The organism is Massilia polaris, from assembly GCF_012927275.1.
Classification (GTDB): domain Bacteria; phylum Pseudomonadota; class Gammaproteobacteria; order Burkholderiales; family Burkholderiaceae_D; genus Telluria_A; species Telluria_A polaris.
Genome location: NZ_JABBGG010000005.1, coordinates 51,655 through 69,543 on the forward strand (window position 1 = coordinate 51,655; position 17,889 = coordinate 69,543).

Below are 17,889 nucleotides of genomic sequence, written 5' to 3' on the forward strand. Positions count from 1 at the left end.
CATTTATGCAACCAGCACGCGAATATAACTTCGATGGCCTCGTCGGGCCGTCCCACAACTACGCCGGACTTTCGTTCGGCAATGTCGCCTCGTTCAGCAACGTCAAGAGCGCGTCGAACCCGAAAGAGGCTGCATTGCAGGGCCTGGCCAAGATGCGCGCACTGGCTGGGCGCGGCTTCGCCCAGGCGGTGATGCCGCCGCAGGCGCGTCCGAACTTCCGCCTGCTGCGCTCGATCGGCTTCACCGGTACCGACGCCGAGGTGCTGGCCCGCGCCTACCGCGAGTCGCCGGTGATCCTCGCCTGCGCGTATTCGGCGTCGCCGATGTGGACCGCCAACGCGGCCACCGTCAGCCCGTCGGCCGACACGCTTGACGGCCGCGTGCACTTCACCGCCGCGAACCTGAACAACAAGCTGCATCGCGCGATGGAGCACCAACAGGCCGCGCGCACGCTGCGCGCGATCTTCGCGGACGCCGCGCACTTTGCGGTCCACGACGCGCTGCCATTGACCCCGGCATTCGGCGATGAGGGCGCGGCCAACCATACCCGCTTTGGCGCCAGCCATGGCGACCGCGGCGTCGAACTGTTCGTGTACGGGCGCGTCGAGTTCGACCCCTCGGCGCCAAGTCCGAAAAAGTACCCGGCCCGCCAGACGCTGGAGGCATCGCAGGCCATCGCGCGCCTGCACGGCCTGCATGGCGAGCGCACCGTGTTCGCATCGCAGAACCCGGACGTGATCGACCAGGGCGTATTCCACAACGACGTGATCGCGGTAGGTAACGGCAATGTGCTGTTCTATCACGAGCAGGCTTTCGCTGATGAAGCGACCGTGCTGTCCCCGCTGCGCACCGCGATGGCGGGGGTAGGCGCAGAATTGAACGCTGTCCGCGTCGATACCGGGCAGGTGTCGGTCGCCGACGCCGTCTCCAGCTACCTGTTCAACAGCCAGCTGTTGTCGAAACCCGACGGTTCGATGGCCCTGGTGGTGCCGCACGAATGCGCGGAGAACGAAGCGGTGTCGCGCTACCTGCAAGGGCTGGTCGCGGGCGCGGGCCCGGTCAATGAACTGATCGACTTCGACCTGCGCCAGAGCATGCGCAATGGCGGCGGGCCGGCGTGCCTGCGCCTGCGCGTGGCGCTGACCGGCGCCGAGGCGGCCGCGATGCACCAGGGCGTGGTGATGACCGAAGCGCTGTATGCGACCCTGGTGGCGTGGGTGGAGAAACACTACCGCGACCAGGTCGAGCCGAAAGACCTGGCCGACCCGCAGCTGGCCATCGAATGCATGGCTGCGCTCGAGGACCTGGAACGCATTCTGGGGCTGCCCGGCCTGTACGACCTGGCGTAAAATACCGGGTTGCTTTGAGGAACTAGTTTTTTGACGGGCCAACCCCGTCTTTCTATCGATCGCGCCAGCACGGCCACAAGCAGGTGCCGGCGCGAGGCACTACACAACAAGCATTGGAGAAGCAATATGAAGAACATGCCACAAAACGTGCGCACGCAAACGCTGGCACTGGTCAGCGCAAGCAAGCCGGCCGCAGACAGCAGCCAGGTCGAGGCCCTGATCGGCGCCTGGCTGGCGTCGCTGGACGACGAAGACCTCGCAGGCACGTCGCCCGACAGCCTTGCGCCAGTGCTGTGGGACGGCTTTTTCCAGGCCGCGCGCCGCAGCTCGCACGGCTGCCAGATCGCGCAGCTGCGCTACGCGGATGGCCGCGGCGGCATGGCCAGCGCCTTGCTTGTCCTGAATGACGACATGCCTTACCTCGTCGATTCGATCGTCATGGCGCTGCGCAAGCAGAAGGTCGTTGCGACCGGCGTGATGAATGCAGTCCTCGCGGTGCGCCGCGATGCCAGCGGCCAGGCGGTCGCAGTCGGCGAAGCCGGCGCACCGCTCGAATCGTATGTGCTTTGCCTGCTGGCTGAAGACCTCGCCGCGGATGAATTGAACGCGCTCGTCGAGCGCCTGCAGATGGTGGCGCGCGACGCCGCCGTGGTACGCCGCGACGCCGTTGCGATGGCCGACCGCCTCACCGCCGTCGCCGCGCAAGCCGCCCAGCAAGGCCCGGCCGGCCAGGAAGTGGCCGCATTCCTCGAATGGACAAAGAACGAAGGCTTCGAGCCGTTCGGCTACGCTTACTACGTCGCCAAGCCTGGCGTGCGCGAACTTGAGCGCGACATCCCGAGCCGCATGGGCGTGCTGCAGGATACCTCGCACCCGGTCTACGGCACCTGCCTGGCGAACATCCCCGGCGACTTCGAAACCCTGTCGAACCGCGCCGACGCGCTGTCGATCGTCAAGGCCGACGTCGGGGGCACGCTGCACCGCGACCAGCCGCTCGACTTCATCGGCGTGCGCCATACCGACGCACAGGGCAGCATCCTCGGCGAGCACTGCTTCGTCGGCCTGTTCACCCGCGCCGCCACCTCGACCCCGCTGGCGCGCCTGCCGTTCGCACGCGGCCGCGTAGCCAAGGTGCTGTCGCTGGCTGGCGTTCGCCAGGAAGGCTTCCGCGCCGAGAAATTCCTCGAGATCCTCGAATCGCTGCCGCGCACCGAAGCGCTGGAAGCCGATCCTGAATGGCTGGCGCAGGTGTGCAGCTCGGTCGTTTCGCTGTACAAGCAGCCGCGCGCCAGGATCTTCGCGCGCCGCGACGTCTACGCGCGCCACCTGAACGTGCTGGTCTACCTGCCGCGCGAGCGCTACAGCGCGGCCATCGTGCAGAGCCTCGCGAACGCCCTGAAGGAAAGCTCGGGCGCGACCGACGTGCGTTCGCAGACCCTGGTGGCCGACGGCCCGCTGGCTCGCGTCTACCTGATCGCCCATGCCGCGCGCAATCCGCTCGACCTCGAAAGCGACATCCAGCAGCCGCTGATGTCGATCCTGGAGGGCTGGCACGACAAGTTCGCCGCGCTGACCGACAGCGTCGCCGACGTTGCGACGCGCACCACCCTGCGCAAGATGTGCTCAACCCTGCCGGTCAACTACGTCACCGCCACCGCACCGGACGTCGCCTTCCGCGACCTCGAGGCGATCCTGGTCAACGGCAGCGAAGGCATCGAAGTGCGCATCGACGCCGAAGATGCGGACTCCGCCACCGTGCGCCTGTACTCGATCGAAAACGTGCCGTCGCTGTCGCGCATCCTGCCTGCACTGCAGAACGCCGGCGTGGCCATCGACCGCGAACAGACCTACGCGATCGCATCGATCGACGGCGCGCGCCGCTTCGTCACCAGCCTGTCGGTTGACGCGGAAAGCGCAGCCAAGCTGGCGCGCCCGAACATCGTGCCTGTCGCCGAAGAGCTGTTCACCGCGCTGTTCAACGACGAAGCGGAAGACGGCCGCATGAACGGCCTGGTCATCGAGGGCGGCCTGTCCACCCGCGAAGTCCAGCTGGTCCGCGCCTACATCAGCTACTGGCGCCAGACCGGCAGCAAGTTCACCGTCCGCTACATGGCCGACACCCTGCGCCGCCAGCCGGACATGGTCAAGGAACTGGTCGACGGCTTCCTGCAGCGCTTCAATCCGGCGCTGACCGAAGCGGAACGCGCAGCGGGCACCGAGAAAGTCAAGTCGATCAAATCGCGCCTGGCGACCGTGAACCACGCCGATACCGAAGAAATCCTGGCCGCGCTGGCCGACCTCGTGCTGCACACCGTACGCACCAGCTACTTCCAGAACGAACAGAAGGGCGACAAGATCATCTTCAAGTTCGACACCAGCAGCCTGGCGCTGGCGCCGGAGCCGCGCCCGTACCGCGAGATCTTCGTGTTCTCGCGCCGCTTCGAAGGCGTGCACCTGCGCGGCGGCCCGGTCGCCCGCGGCGGCCTGCGCTGGTCGGACCGCATGGAAGACTACCGCACCGAAGTGCTTGGCCTGGTCAAGGCACAGATGGTGAAGAACGCGGTCATCGTGCCGGCCGGCTCGAAAGGCGGCTTCGTCTGCAAGCAGATGCCGAAGGATGCAGTGCGCGAGACCATCGCCGCTGAAGGCGAAGCAGTCTACCGCCTGTTCATTTCCAGCCTGCTGGAAGTGACCGACAACCGCGTGCGCGGCGCCATCGTTCCACCAAGCGATACCGTGCGCTACGACCAGGACGATCCGTACCTGGTGGTCGCAGCCGACAAGGGCACCGCAACCTTCTCCGACATCGCCAACAGCATCGCGGTCAAGCGCGGGTTCTGGCTGGGCGACGCATTTGCGTCGGGCGGCTCGAACGGCTACGACCACAAGAAGATGGGCATTACCGCCAAGGGCGCGTTCGAAGCGGTCAAGCGCCACTTCTACGAGATGGACCATGACATGGAAACCACCCCGATCACCATGGTCGGCGTGGGCGACATGTCGGGCGACGTGTTCGGCAACGGCGTACTGCTGTCGCGCCAGATCAAGCTGCTCGCAGCGTTCGACCACCGCCACATCTTCCTCGACCCGACGCCAGGCGTTGCGGCTTCGTTCGCCGAGCGCGCACGCATGTTCGCGCTGCCACGCTCGTCGTGGGAAGACTACGACAAAGGCCTGATCTCGGAAGGCGGCGGCGTGTTCCCGCGCAGCGCCCGTACGATCGAACTGTCGCCGCAAGTGCGCGCGGCGCTCGACATCGCCGAGACCTCGCTGGCGCCTGAAGAACTGATGCACCGAATCCTGCTGGCGCCGGTGGACCTGTTCTACAACGGCGGTATCGGAACCTACATCAAGTCGTCGGCCGAAACCGACGCACAGGTCAAGGATCGCGCCAACGACAATATCCGCGTCGACGGCAACCAGCTGCGCTGCAAGGTCGTGGCCGAAGGCGGCAACCTGGGCGCGACCCAGGCCGGCCGTATCGAGTTCGCACTGGCTGGCGGCCGCATCTTCACCGATGCGATCGACAACTCGGCCGGCGTGGATTGCTCGGACCACGAAGTCAACGTCAAGATCTGGCTCGACACCGAAGTCAATGCGGGCGAGCTGCCGGAAGCGGACCGCAACCGCATCCTGAACGAGATGACCGGCGAAATCGAACGCCTGGTCCTGCGCGACAACACGCTGCAGACGCACCTGCTGACGCGCGAAGGCCAGGCGCAGTCCGATGCCAACGTGGTCGACGGTTACGCATCGCTGATCACCAGCCTGGAACGCGAAGGCGCGCTGTCGCGCGACCTCGAGCAGCTGCCGACCGACGCTGAACTGCAGCGCCGCAAGGCCGGCGGCCATGGCCTGACCGCGCCTGAACTGGCCGTGGTCATCGCCAACGTCAAGAACCGCTTCAAGCGCACGCTGTCGGTACTGCCGCTGACCGAACTGCCATGGGCTGCGACGGTGCTCAAGCCGTACTTCCCGGCGCAGCTGGTGGCGACCCGCGATCCGCTGGCGCACCCGCTGGCAAACACGATCCTGGCAACCGTGCTGGCCAACGAAGCGGTCAACCGCTGCGGCCCGCTGATGATCCGCGACCTCGCCGCCGAATATGGCATCGACGACACCGAAGTGGTGAAGGCATGGGGCCAGGCGTGGTCTGCACTCCAGCTGGCGCCAGTGTTCAACGCACTCGACGCCGATGCGCTGAAAGTGCCGCGCGCCGTGTCGATCAAGGTCGATGCACGTACCCGTGTGCTGTTCAAGGCGCTGCTGGAAGGCGTGCTGTCGGTGAACGGCGGCGCGCATGAAGGCGGCATGGCCGAACTGACGCAACTGTTCGCGCAGCCGGACACGGTCAAGAGCCTGACTCCTGCGAATGCCGAGGCGGACAGCTACCCAGCCTTGCCTGCATCGTTTGCGCAGGCATGGAAGGCGGTCGATGCGATCGAGTCCGTATCGAGCTTCCTGTTCGCCGCGGTGTCGGTGCAGCGTCCGGCAGGCATGACGCTGGCGCAGTTCCTGCAAGTCGGCATGGCCCTGCGTGCACGCGCCGGCATCGACACGCTGGAACGCGGCCTGAAGCTGACCCCGCAGAGCAAGTCGCAAGAACAGCTGCGCAACTACGCAATGCAGGCCCTGCGCCGCACCCAGCAGCGCTTGCTGGCACAGGTGCTGGCGCGTGCCAGCGGCGGCACCTCGGCGCATGACGCGGTCGAAGCGGTAGCCAGCCAGCTGGCGCTGAACGGCTACGCACAGCCGGCGGACCTCGAGCAGGCAATGCTCGATGTCTGGTCGCTGTCGGAGGCAACCAGCCCGTCGGCCAAGGCAGCGTAAGCAGCATGTCGCTTCCTGACGCCGTTCGCGCACTCGCCGAAGCTGACCTCGGCGGTGTCGCGCAGCGTTTCCTTGATGCCGGGTTCGCGGTTGCGCTGCCGGCGCGCGGCATCATGACCATCAAGTCGGCCGCAACGCCGCGCGCCAGCGTGGTGCTGTCGGTCGGCGTGCATGGCGACGAGACCGGGCCGATCGAAGTGGTCGCCCATGTGCTCGACGCCTTGTCGCACGCGCCGTCCGAACTGGCGGTGGATTTGATGGTCTGCGTCGGTAACGTCGACGCCATCGCGGCGGGCAAGCGTTTTATCGACGCTGACCTGAACCGCATGTTCCGTCCGGTGCGAGGAGCGCTGGCGGATGCGGCGGAAGCCGCGCGCGCCGATACGATGGTCGCAGCTACCGAAGACTTCTTCGCTGGCGCTGGCCTGGTGCGCTGGCACCTGGACCTGCACACGGCGATCCGTCCCTCGGTGTACCCGACCTTCGCCATCGTGCCCGACCTGATCGCCGACGAGGGCAAGGCGGCGCTGGTGGCATGGCTGGGACAGGCGGCAATCGGCGCGATCATCATGAACCCGAGTTCGGCCGGCACCTACAGCTACTACTCGGCGGAGCATCACGGCGCGGCGGCAAGCACCGTGGAACTGGGGCGGGTCGGTGTGCTGGGGCAGAATGACTTGTCGCAGTTCGCCGATGTGCAGGCGGCGCTGGAAGGGCTGCTGCGCGGCGCTGCGGCCAGGCCCGCACGGACCGAGCCGCATGTGTTCAAGGTGGCGCAGGAAGTGATCAAGCTGACCGACGGCTTCCGCATGACGTTCGACCGCAATACGCAGAACTTCACGGCGCTGCGCCAGGGCGACGTGATCGCCACTGACGGCGACACTGTCTACACGGTGAAGCACCCGGAGGAGCTGGTCGTGTTCCCCAACCCCGACGTCAGGGCCGGATTACGTGCCGGTTTGATGGTCGTACGCGTCAACTGACGTCGTTCCCGGGCTCGGCGCCCCCCTTAGCGGGAATCCATGCGTCACATATGTATTAGTGGATTATTGGGTTCCCGCTTAGGGGGGCGCCGAGCCCGGAAACGACGGGCTATTCTGCGGCCTGTTCCGCCATTTATGCAGTTCATCGCACTGCAGTTCTTCCCCACGGACGCTTTTGTTAAGGTTGAATCCTCAACCAAGCAGCAGCACGAGCGCCCATGCCAACCTGACTGGTTCCGGCCGCATCATGCTGGGCCAGGTCCATGGCGACCAGCTCATCGCGCATGTGCGCGGATCGGGCGACATCGAAGCCAGCGGCGCGGTGCAGACGCTGAACGCCAGCGTGCATGGTTCCGGTGATGTTCATGTCTCGCGCGTGACCGCACAGCGCGCCGACCTGTCCACCAACGGTTCGGGCGACATCTCGGCGCTGGTCAAGCAGTCGCTGGTCGCCAATGGTAACGGCTCCGGGCGAATCACCGTGCACGGCAACCCGAACCAGCGCAATGTCAGCGGCAAGCATATCAACGTGCTGAACTAAGAGAAATGGCGGCCATCGCGGCCGCCATTCGACTTACAGCAGGTGGTCGAGCAGATCAGGCCCGAACACCTCGCGGTGCAGGCGCGTCACGGGCACGCCCGCACCCACCAGCCCAAGCCACTGCTCCTTCATGAACGGCAGCGGTCCGCACATGAAGACATCGGTCTCGCTGCGCGGCCACGGCGGCAGCTGGCTCGCCTGCATGCGTCCCGCCTTCGCTTGCGCGCTTTCTTCGACGGTTTCATAGAACGTCACTACCTGCAGGTTCGGCATCGCGGCCTTTGCCATCGCCAGGTCAAGCTTGTGCGGATGGTGAGCCGCATCGCGCGCGGCGAAGCCGAAGATCACGTAACGCTGCGGGTTGATGCTGGCGATGCGGTTCAGCGCGGCGATCATCGGCGTGATGCCGACGCCTGCCGACAACAGCACCACCGGCTCGTTCGATTCGGTATCGGGCGCGAAATCGCCGAACGGGTGCGATACCTGCAGCACGCTGCCTTCCTTGACGTTCGCATGGATCCAGTTCGATACCTGGCCTGCGGTCGCCGCATCGGCGCCGGCCTCGCGCTTGACCGAAATGCGCAGGGTAGCGCCATCGGCCGCGTCGGACAGGCTGTACTGGCGGGTCTGGCTGACGCCGGCGCCCAGGTCGACCTTGACGCTGACGTACTGGCCGGCTTTGAACTCAGGCACCGCGCCATCGTCCGCCGGCGCCATGCGCACCGAGACCACGTCGTCGCTTTCGCGGGTCACCCTGGTCACGCGCATCGGGCGCGTCTGTCCCGGTTCGACCTTCGCGCTGGCGTACAGATCCTTCTCGGCCTGGATGAACAGGCTGGCGAGCGAGTTGTATGCCTCTTCCCACGCGGCGAGCAGCGGCGGGGTGGCCGCGTCGCCGAGCGTTTCAGCGATGGCGCCCAGCAGGTGGCGGCCGACGATCGGGTAGTGCTCGGCGCGGATACCGACCGAGACGTGCTTGTGGACGATGCGGTTGACCACCGGACCGAGCGCGACGGGGTTGCCGATGTTGGCGGCGTAGGCGAACACGGCCGATGCGAGCGACTGCTGCTGCACGCCGCTGGCCTGGTTACCCATATTGAACAGGTTGGTCAGCTCCGGCAGTTCGGCGAACATGTTGCGGTAGAAAGTGGTGGTCACGGCCAGGCCATGCTCGCGCAGGACCGGTACGCTGGCGTCGATGTAGGGGCGGGAAGCGGCTGAAATCATGGTTCTTTCTCCAAAAAGAGCGGGGGATGCGGGACGTTTTAGCGTCGACGGCTATATTCTATCAAAACATGTAGATGAAATGAATCTTTAAGTTTGACTCCGATGAAAGATGTGTATTGGTAAATTGGATATGCCCCTATAATCGCTAGAATTTTTTAGAGCGCGAAAAAGGGACTGACGTGAATCAATCATTGGGCCAGAAGCTGTTGCGAACCAAGCTGGTAGACCGAACGGCGGACGGCGCCGGCGGCCTGGCTCAGACGATGGGCTTGTTCCCGTTGACTATGATTGGCGTCGGCGCCACCATCGGCACCGGGATTTTCTTCACGATGGTCGAGGCAGTCCCAAAGGCCGGGCCGTCGGTGATCCTGTCCTTCCTGATCGCCGCCATCACCGCCGGCCTGACCGCGCTGTGCTACGCCGAGCTGGCCTTCAAGATTCCGGCCTCCGGCTCGTCGTATTCGTTCGCGTACGCGTCGGTGGGCGAATTCGCCGCCTTCATCATGGCGGCCTGCCTGCTGCTCGAATATGGCCTGGCAGCCAGCGCCACAGCGATCGGCTGGTCGTCCTACCTGAACAACTTCCTCGACAATGCGTTCGGCTGGCAGATACCCGAGATGCTGCGAACGCCGATGATCGTGTCGGGGCCGAACGGCGTCGAGTTCAACTATGGCCACATCAACCTGCCGCCGATCCTGCTGGTGATCATGTGCGGCATCATGCTCGTTCGCGGCACCCGCGAGTCGGCCACCACCAATGCGGTCATGGTGCTGATCAAGCTGGCGATCCTCGTGTTCTTCGTCGTGATCGCGTTCTCTGGCTTCGACAGCAACAATTTCACGCCGTTCTTTAATACCGATAACAGCAAGGGCTTTGCGGGCATGGCGGGCGTGACGGCTGCCGCTGGCACGGTGTTTTTCTCGTTTATTGGACTCGATACCGTTGCTACCGCAGGCGAAGAGGTCAAGGATCCTAGCCGCGTCGTACCGATGGGCATCCTGCTGGCACTGGGTATCGTCACGGTGTTTTACCTGCTGGTGGCTTTGGCCGCGGTTGGCGCGCAACCGGCGCACATGTTCGCGCACCAGGAAGCCGGCCTGGCCGTCATCCTGCAGAACGTGACCGGCCAATCATGGCCGGCGCTGGTGCTGTCGGCCGGCGCGGTGATTTCGGTGTTCAGCGTGACGCTGGTGACGATTTATGGCCAGACCCGCATCCTGTATGCGATCAGCCGCGACGGGCTGATTCCGAAGACTTTCCAGAAATTGAGCTTGCGCACCGCGGCGCCGGTCAGCAACACGATCATCGTCTGCATCGTTGTCAGCCTGGTCGCAGGACTGGTCGATTCGACCTTCCTGTGGGATATGGTCAGCATGGGCACGCTGACGGCGTTCATCGTGGTGTCGATCGCGGTGCCGGTGATGCGCAGGCGCGGCGGCGAGAATACGGGCAAGGGCTTCCGCGTGCCGTTCGGGCCTTACCTGATTCCGGGCATGTCGATTTTCGCCTGCCTGTACATCATTAAGGACTTGTCGAAGACCACGTTCACGACGTTTGCGATCTGGATGACGGTGGCGGTGGCGACCTACTTTGCGTACGGTATCCGGAACTCTAAGCTGAACGGCAAGATCTAAGCCCCAAAGAAACAATGTCATCCCCGCTTGCGCGAGGATGACGATGATCAGCAAGCGCACGGCGAAACCCGCCGCATGCCAACGTCCCCCAAGAACATAAAAAAGCCACCCGGCCTTGCGGCGGGGTGGCTTTCACATGGCATCTTGCGATGCCTTCGTCCGCTTACTGGACGTTCATTTCTTTCAGCAGGTTGTCGGCTTTGTCGACATGCTTCATGTTCCACAGCATGTAACGGACGTCGACCTGGATGTCGCGGGTGTTTTCTTTGTTGAAGTCCCAGTCCGAGATGATCGAGTCGAGCGTGCCGTCGAATGCCAGGCCGATGAACTCGCCCTTGGCGTTCAGCGCTGCCGAACCCGAGTTGCCGCCGGTGATGTCGAGCGTTGCCAGGTAGTTCACAGGCACGGTCTTCAGCTTAGGATCGACATACTTGCCGAAGTCCTTGGCCTTGATCGCCGCCAGCTGGGCTGCCGGTGCGTTGAACTCGCCTTCGCCGGTTGCCTTCGCTACCACGCCTTTGACGGTGGTGAACGCGGTCCATGCGCCGGTGCCGTCGGCGCCGTGTGCGCGGCCGGCAACTTTGCCGAAGGTCGCGCGCAGGGTGCTGTTGGCGTCAGGATAGACCGCCTGGCCCTTGCTGGTCATGTAGGCGATCTTCGCTTTCATGTAGTTGGCGTAGGCTTGCTGGATCTTGCCGGCCAGTTCTTCGTCTTCCGCTTCGCTCTTCATGCCCTGCTCGTACATCGCGACGGCCGCCTTGATGAAGCTGTCGTTGCTGGCCTTGAAGTCTTCCGGCTTCTTGCCCAGCCATGCGGTGCGCGCTGCCTTGTCGGCCAGCTGCGAACCTGCGTACATCTTGTCCAGCACGGCCTTCAGCTGCGCTTCGGTCATGCCGTCGGTGATACCGACAGCGGCGTCGAAGTTGGCGCTGCGCTGTGCTTTCGGCTGTGCAGCGTACTTGACCAGGCTGTTCAGTACCAGCGCCTTGTCGACTGGCTCGGCATAGGTGCGGTCAAGTGCGGCTACGCCCGCCTGGATGCGCGGCAGGTCGCGTTCCTGGTAGCCGGCCTTGCGCTCGACGTTAGGCTTGGTGCTTTCGTTCGACAGGCGATACAGCTCGCGCGCGGTGCGCAGCAGGCGTGGCGACGACGAGGTCAGGAAGAAATCGCGCTTGGTGTCGGCGTCGCGCTGGGCGATCAGCTTTTCCACTTCGACGATGTCGGCGCCGAACTCCTTCTTGCGCGCTGCATTGGAATCGATCCAGGCCTTGAGGTCCGCGTGTTCCCGGGTCTTGCGCGCCAGGAAATCGCTGTTCTCGTAGCTGGTCAGCATGCCCTTGCGGTTCTTGTAGTAGTTGTTCACGCCCGCGACCTGGCCAGCGTACTTGAGCTTGGCGTCAGGATCGTTCTTGGTCTCGCGGTCGATGATCTGCAGGGTCTCTTGCGATGCCTGCACGAACGCCGGGTAGTTCCAGTCGAAGGTGAACGCCACTTCCGACGGCAGGCGGTGACGGTTGGTGCGGCCTGGGTAGCCCAGCACCATGATGAAGTCGCCTTCCTTGACGCCTTCTTTTGCAATCTTCAGGTGGTGCTTCGGTACGTAAGGAATGTTGTCCTTCGAGAAGTCGGCAGCCTTGCCGTCCTTGCTCACGTAGCCGCGGTAGAAACCGTAGTCGCCGGTGTGGCGCGGCCACATCCAGTTGTCGGTGTCGCCGCCGAATTTGCCGACGCCCGATGGCGGCGCGTGCACCAGGCGCACGTCGCGGATCTCCAGTTGCTTGATCAGGTAGAACTCGAGGCCGCCGTAGTAGCTGGCCACGTTGCAGCGGTGGCCGGCGTCTTTTTCGCACTCGGCTACCATCGACTTCATGTTCTTTTCCATCGCGTCCACGCGCGCCTTGCCTGCCAGCTTGGCGACGTCGGCGGCGATGATCTTGTCGCTGACGTTGGTCACTTCCTTGGTCACGAAGATGCGGCTGCCTGGCGATGCAGGCAGTTCTTCCGCGAACGTCTTGGCCAGGAAGCCGTTGGCCAGCAGGTCGCGCTCAGGGGTCGAGTTGACAGCTACGCTGTTGTAGACGCAGTGGTGGTTGGTGGCAACCAGGCCTTGCGGCGACACGAACGAGGCCGAGCAGCCGCCCAGGCTGACGATCGCGCCCATCGGAAATTCGGTCAGCTTGGTCAGGGCAGCAGGATCGAGCTTGAGGCCGGCTGCTTTGAGTTGCTTGGCTACTTGTGGCAGCTGCTGCGGCATCCACATGCCTTCGTCGGCTTGGGCGACGGTCGACAGCAGGGCGAGCGGGAGAAGGATTTTTTTCATTCGCGTTTCGTCTCTTATGGTAATCGGAACTGGACAGGGCGCTACTGGAGCGCCCTCGAGTATCCGTATCGACTTAATATTAGTCAACCATATTTTGCACTGTACATATGGGGTTTTGTACAGTTTTTCCAGAGAGTAACGCGACGTTCGTCGTTACAGCTGCGAACCGATCAGCGAGGCGATTTCGCCGTGCAGCTTCTCGGTCCACGGCCGGTTTTCCCATGCCTGCAGGGTGATCGGCTTCGATTTGGCCCAGTCGGCGTCGAAGATATCGACCTGCTGCCTGGCGAAGTCGCGGTCCATGATGTTCAGGTTGGCTTCGTCGTTGATGCTGAACGAGCGGTTGTCGAAGTTGGTCGAGCCGACCGACACCATCATCGCGTCGACGATCAGCGCCTTCACGTGGTACATGGTCGGCTGGTATTCGGCCATCTTGATGCCGGCCTTGAGCAGGTCGCCCCAGCGTTCGCGCGAGGCGGCGCGCACGATGTCCGAATCGATGTCCGGGCCGGGCGTGATGATGCGCACGTCGACGCCGCGCTGCTGGGCCGCCACCAGCGCCTTGATCGCCAGCTCGTCCGGCACGAAGTAGGAGGCCGACAGGTGGATCGTGTGGCGCGCGGCGTTAATCGCGATCAGGTACATCAGGTGGGTGCTGCCGCTGCCGCCGGTCGGCGAACTGCTGAACATCTGGGCGTCGTGGGTCCCGGCCGCTTGCAGTTCGGGGAAATAATGCTGGCCGTCGAGCACCTGCCCGGTGGCCTTGGTCCAGTTGTCGTTGAATACCGCCTGCATCTGGCCGACTACCGGGCCCTGTACGCGGAAATGGGTGTCGCGCCAGTGCTTGTCATCCTCGGCGTCGCCGCGCCACCGGTCGGCGATGCCGACGCCGCCGGTAAACCCGGTGTTGCCGTCGACGATCAGCAGCTTGCGGTGGGTGCGGTTGTTCAGGCGGGTGAACTTCCACCACACCGGCTTGTGGTAGCGCTGGACGTTGACGCCGGCCGCTTTCATGGCGTCGATCACCGCGACGTCCATCTTGATGCTGCCCAAGAAGTCGAGCATGACGTGCACCTTGACGCCGGCGCGCGCGCGCTCGCTGAGCGCGTCGCTGAATTCCTTGCCGATCGTTTCGGACCAGTAGATGTAGGTTTCAAGCGTGATGGTGTGCTGGGCGCCGCGGATCGCTTCCAGCATCGCCGGGAAAATCTTGTCGCCGTTGAGCAGCACGTCGACTTTGTTGCCCTCGATAATTGGCGGACCCAGCAGGACGCCCATCGAGCGGCGGAATTGCGGGTCGGCCGTATCGTATTTCTGCAGCAACTGCTTCTCGATCGTCTTTTCGCTTGGCAACAGGTTGAATACTACAAACACGACTGCCAGGGTGGCGAGACTGCTGAGCAACGCGGTAGTGACCATTTTTCGGTTCATTCAATAATCCAGACGAAAAAAAACCAACGCGGTGAGGCGTTGGTTAGTAGAGCGTGCCCCGATTAACGTACCTTGCCGCGACGCAGCAGGTTGACGATAGCGAGCAGGATGACAGCGCCCAGGAACGAGACCAGCAGCGACGTGATGCTGAAGTCGTCCGCGTTGATGGTGCCGGTGCCGAACAATGGAGAAAGCAACCAGCCGCCCAGGAACGCGCCGATGATACCGACGACGATGTTCAGGATCATGCCCTGTTCAGCGTCCGTTTTCATGACCATGCTCGCCAGCCAACCCAAGATACCGCCGACAATGATCCAGATGATGAATAACATGTTGATTCCTCCTATTAGTTTAGAAACGTACCCCCCTTTGGCCATCCCTAAATGTGCTGACCATGCAAAAAGAATAGTCTTTCGATAACCATTGGTCGGTGCGGCAACGAACGTAACGACGATATCGCAGCGGGCGAATTTCATGCCATTTGGAAAGTCGAAAGATCGGTGCGTCAGCGAACAGAGCGCAACTTTGTCGAGGCATATTGTTAGAGAACTGGCAACGTATTCCAGGTTTTTTTAAGTCCCGCAGATTGAATATCCTAGGAGATTGATATGAGCAATTACGACACGAACAACCAGAAAAATTCGCGCATGGTAACCGGTCTGTTCCGCGACCGCGACAGTGCCGAGCGGGCTTACACCTCCCTCGCCGACCGCGGCTACTCGAAGGACGACGTCACGCTGATGATGTCGGACGACGCCCGCAAGCGTCACTTCGCCGACACCGAAACTGAACTGGGCAGCAAGGCAGCTGAAGGCGCCGGCGTCGGCGCAGGCATCGGCGGCACCATCGGCGCGGTCCTGGCTGGCGTGGCAGCAGTAGGCACCACCCTGGTCCTGCCAGGCATCGGCCTGGTGGTAGCCGGCCCGATCGCGGCGGCACTGGCTGGCGCTGGCGCCGGCGGCATCGCCGGCGGACTGGTTGGCGCGCTGATCGGCGCAGGCATCCCGGAAGAGCGCGTCAAGCACTACGAACAGGGCATCAACGAAGGCGGCATCCTGATGGGCGTGAGCCCGCGTTCGGACGACGATGCGGCGCACATCGAGCGCAGCTGGACTGAACACAAGGGCGAGCACATCATCGGTACCGGCCTGGGCGCTGGCGCTGGTGCGCTGACCGGCGCCGGCATTGGCGCCGCGGCTGGCCCGATCGGCATCGCAGCCGGTGCGGCCATCGGCGGCATCGCCGGCGGCCTGGCAGGCAAGGGCGCAGCCGAAGTGGTCAATCCTGAAGCCGGCGACGAGCTGCATGAGCACCATTTCGCCAAGGGCGTAGGCGCAGGTAGCGGCGCGGCAATGGGCGCAGCGGCTGGTGCAGTCGGCGGCCCGATTGGCGCGGCAGCCGGCGCCGTGGTCGGCGCAGTTGCCGGCGGCATGGCAGGCAAGGCAGCTGGCCGCATGGTCAACCCGGCCGAAGAGTCGGCTTACTGGCGCAGCGCTTACCAGACCGCGCCGTACTACACCCCGGGTTACACCTATGACGACTACGGTCCGGCATACGAACTGGGCTATAACAGCCGCAGCAAGTTTTCGGGCGACTTCGACGCCTATGAGCAAGACATGTCGAGCGACTGGGACCGCGTCAAGGGCAATTCGCGCCTGTCGTGGGACCAGGCCAAGTCGGCAACCCGTGCAGCATGGCACCGCGTTGAACGCGCCATTCCAGGCGATGCGGACGGCGACGGACGTTAATGGTTGCTGGCAGTAACATCGCGAGGTAATAAAAAACCCCGCTTCCTGCAGAGGAAGCGGGGTTCTTCTTTAGCTATGTCACCGTTAAGTGTGGAATGCGCTTCCACCACACCGCGTTGTTCCCGCGCAGGCGGGAACCCATGCTGAGTATGCGCGGCAGGGACAATCGATTTACTAGTGACCGGCTTCAGTATGGATTCCCACACTTAACGGTGACATAGCGTTTTCTTTTGGCTGTGTTACCTAAGTGCGGAGCGGCCTCTCGCCTAATCCGGTCAGACGAGCTGGAAATCGCTAAGGTCGATCGACACCAGCACCTTGTCGCGTACGGGCTGGCGATCGTCCAGGCGCGGGTGGGCACGGCGGCGCGTCGGGAACTTGATGCCGTCGAACTCCTTGATATCGTAAAGATATTGGGCTGCCTTGAATCCGCCCGAAATCTCGACCTGGTAGTCGTGGCGGCGCAGCAGGACGTCAGGGCCGAAATAGAAGTCTTGCTCGCGGCAGTGGGTCGCGATCGACGCCGGAAAGCTGGCCCGCAGCACGCGCCAGGGTTCGCCCTGCTCGTCCCACGGTTCAACTTCGCGCACCGTCACCCCCGGCATGGCCAGCAGGAACGGGGTTGTGAAATAGGTCCATAGCGCATAGCCGTTGAAGTAAGCACGGTGCAGCGGGTCCCACGGCGTCTCCAGGCCATGGCCGGCAAACGCGCTGGCCGGATCGTTGCGTTCGGCGATCACGGCCTTTGTGCCGTCTTCGATCACGACTCTTTCAGGCGTGAACGTCATCGTCCAGTCGGGATTGCCAAACGGGGTGACCGTCGACCATTCGCGGTCGATGGCCGCGCTGGCGCGCCGCGCGAACGAGTCCATCTCGAGTCCCTTGGTGGTCCAAAAGTCGCCGCCGGTGACCACTGTCGCCGATACCGTCTTGAACGCGTTCCAGTGGTCCAGCCCGCCATGTGCGTCGAGGACGCGTTTCAATAGTTCTTGCATGAGATTCTCCGTGGTCAGCCAGTTCGAGGGATGCCGCAATCATCGGGGATCAAATGCGACGAATTAATAATAGTGAGCGCAATTATTAAAGTCAAGGTGATTATCGTCGATGGCCGGCCGTTCCTTGCATGTTAGGGCTGGGCGGAGCGGGCGGGGCTGCCGAGGGCGTTGTCGATGAGCTGGCGGACCCCCTCGAGGACCTGGGCCGACACCGCCGGCCTGGCGCTGAGCGCGGCGCGCGACACCGCTAACCCGCCAATCATTGCGGCAACGATCCCCATGGCGATCTGCAATGCATCGGCGCCGGGATTGTTTGCAGCAACCTTGCGCTCGAAGGCGCGCACCAGGACCATGTATCCCTCGGTAAAGGCGGCGCTGGTGGCCGCATCCTGGCGGCCGATCTCGCTGGCCGATGCGGCCATCGCGCAGTGCCCGGCATAGTCGTCGCGCTGCTGCGGCGACAGGTAGTACGACAGGAAGCGGTCGAGGTCGGGCTCGCCGTCGACCGTGCCTGAATACAACTTGGCATTGGCCTGTTCCATGCCCCAGGCCAACGCCGCGGCCGATAGCTCCTCTTTCGACTTGAAGTGCGCGTACAGCGCGCCATGCGTCAGGCCGGCCGCCTTGCTGATTTCCGCCACCCCTACGCCATCGATGCCTTTTTCGCGAAACAAGCGGCTCGCTGCCTCAATCAGCGCGGCACGATTTTCGTCCGCTTTTTCTTTGGTGATTTTCATGATGCCGATCCTTTTGCCAAATTGCCGTGATGGCTGCATCCCAGATTCTACGACACTTTAGTTGCATTCACAATCAAGCCGCCAGCGAACCATC

12 protein-coding genes are annotated in these 17,889 nt (G+C 63.5%); 6 read left to right on the forward strand and 6 right to left on the reverse strand.

The features are described 5' to 3' along the window. Positions 1-5 precede the first annotated feature (5 nt). From astB to HHL21_RS09950, 4 genes are all read left to right on the forward strand, one after another. Complete coding sequence (gene astB / locus HHL21_RS09935; RefSeq protein WP_169465276.1) at positions 6-1,349, forward strand: N-succinylarginine dihydrolase; 1,344 nt, start codon at positions 6-8, stop codon at positions 1,347-1,349. Positions 1,350-1,475: 126 nt separating this feature from the next. Next, positions 1,476-6,179, forward strand: a complete 4,704-nt coding sequence (locus tag HHL21_RS09940; protein WP_169465278.1) for an NAD-glutamate dehydrogenase domain-containing protein — start codon at positions 1,476-1,478, stop codon at positions 6,177-6,179. A 5-nt stretch (positions 6,180-6,184) separates the two neighbouring features. Continuing rightward, complete coding sequence (locus tag HHL21_RS09945) at positions 6,185-7,162, forward strand: succinylglutamate desuccinylase (protein ID WP_169465280.1); 978 nt, start codon at positions 6,185-6,187, stop codon at positions 7,160-7,162. A gap of 184 nt (positions 7,163-7,346) precedes the next feature. Further along, on the forward strand, positions 7,347-7,703 hold the full coding sequence (locus HHL21_RS09950) for a GIN domain-containing protein (protein ID WP_169465282.1): 357 nt from the start codon (positions 7,347-7,349) through the stop codon (positions 7,701-7,703). 33 nt (positions 7,704-7,736) lie between these two features. Here the strand turns inward: HHL21_RS09950 and HHL21_RS09955 are convergent, their stop codons facing one another. Continuing rightward, entirely contained in the window at positions 7,737-8,930 is a 1,194-nt protein-coding gene (locus HHL21_RS09955; protein WP_169465284.1) for a globin domain-containing protein, read from the reverse strand. 179 nt (positions 8,931-9,109) lie between these two features. Between HHL21_RS09955 and HHL21_RS09960 the strand changes: the two genes are divergently transcribed. Continuing rightward, positions 9,110-10,564: an APC family permease gene (locus HHL21_RS09960; protein ID WP_169465286.1), complete on the forward strand. Its 1,455-nt coding sequence runs from the start codon at positions 9,110-9,112 to the stop codon at positions 10,562-10,564. Positions 10,565-10,727: 163 nt separating this feature from the next. On the opposite strand, the gene HHL21_RS09965 is transcribed toward HHL21_RS09960, so the two are convergent. The 3 genes from HHL21_RS09965 to HHL21_RS09975 form a co-directional block, all read right to left on the reverse strand. Next, positions 10,728-12,884, reverse strand: a complete 2,157-nt coding sequence (locus HHL21_RS09965) for a S46 family peptidase (RefSeq protein WP_169465288.1) — start codon at positions 12,882-12,884, stop codon at positions 10,728-10,730. A 153-nt stretch (positions 12,885-13,037) separates the two neighbouring features. Continuing rightward, positions 13,038-14,315 (reverse strand): phospholipase D-like domain-containing protein, encoded by a 1,278-nt coding sequence (locus HHL21_RS09970; protein WP_370659697.1) that lies wholly within the window; start codon positions 14,313-14,315, stop codon positions 13,038-13,040. A 62-nt stretch (positions 14,316-14,377) separates the two neighbouring features. After that, positions 14,378-14,647, reverse strand: a complete 270-nt coding sequence (locus HHL21_RS09975) for a GlsB/YeaQ/YmgE family stress response membrane protein (RefSeq protein WP_169465290.1) — start codon at positions 14,645-14,647, stop codon at positions 14,378-14,380. A gap of 276 nt (positions 14,648-14,923) precedes the next feature. Here HHL21_RS09975 and HHL21_RS09980 point away from each other — a divergent pair, with 276 nt between their 5' ends. Further along, positions 14,924-16,063 (forward strand): hypothetical protein, encoded by a 1,140-nt coding sequence (locus HHL21_RS09980; RefSeq protein ID WP_169465292.1) that lies wholly within the window; start codon positions 14,924-14,926, stop codon positions 16,061-16,063. 275 nt (positions 16,064-16,338) lie between these two features. Here HHL21_RS09980 and HHL21_RS09985 read toward each other — a convergent pair whose 3' ends face one another. Beyond that, a complete protein-coding gene (locus tag HHL21_RS09985) occupies positions 16,339-17,058 on the reverse strand; it encodes a hypothetical protein (protein WP_169465294.1) in 720 nt (239 codons plus the stop codon). A 131-nt stretch (positions 17,059-17,189) separates the two neighbouring features. Then, complete coding sequence (locus tag HHL21_RS09990; protein ID WP_169465296.1) at positions 17,190-17,795, reverse strand: TetR/AcrR family transcriptional regulator; 606 nt, start codon at positions 17,793-17,795, stop codon at positions 17,190-17,192. Positions 17,796-17,889: the final 94 nt, after the last annotated feature.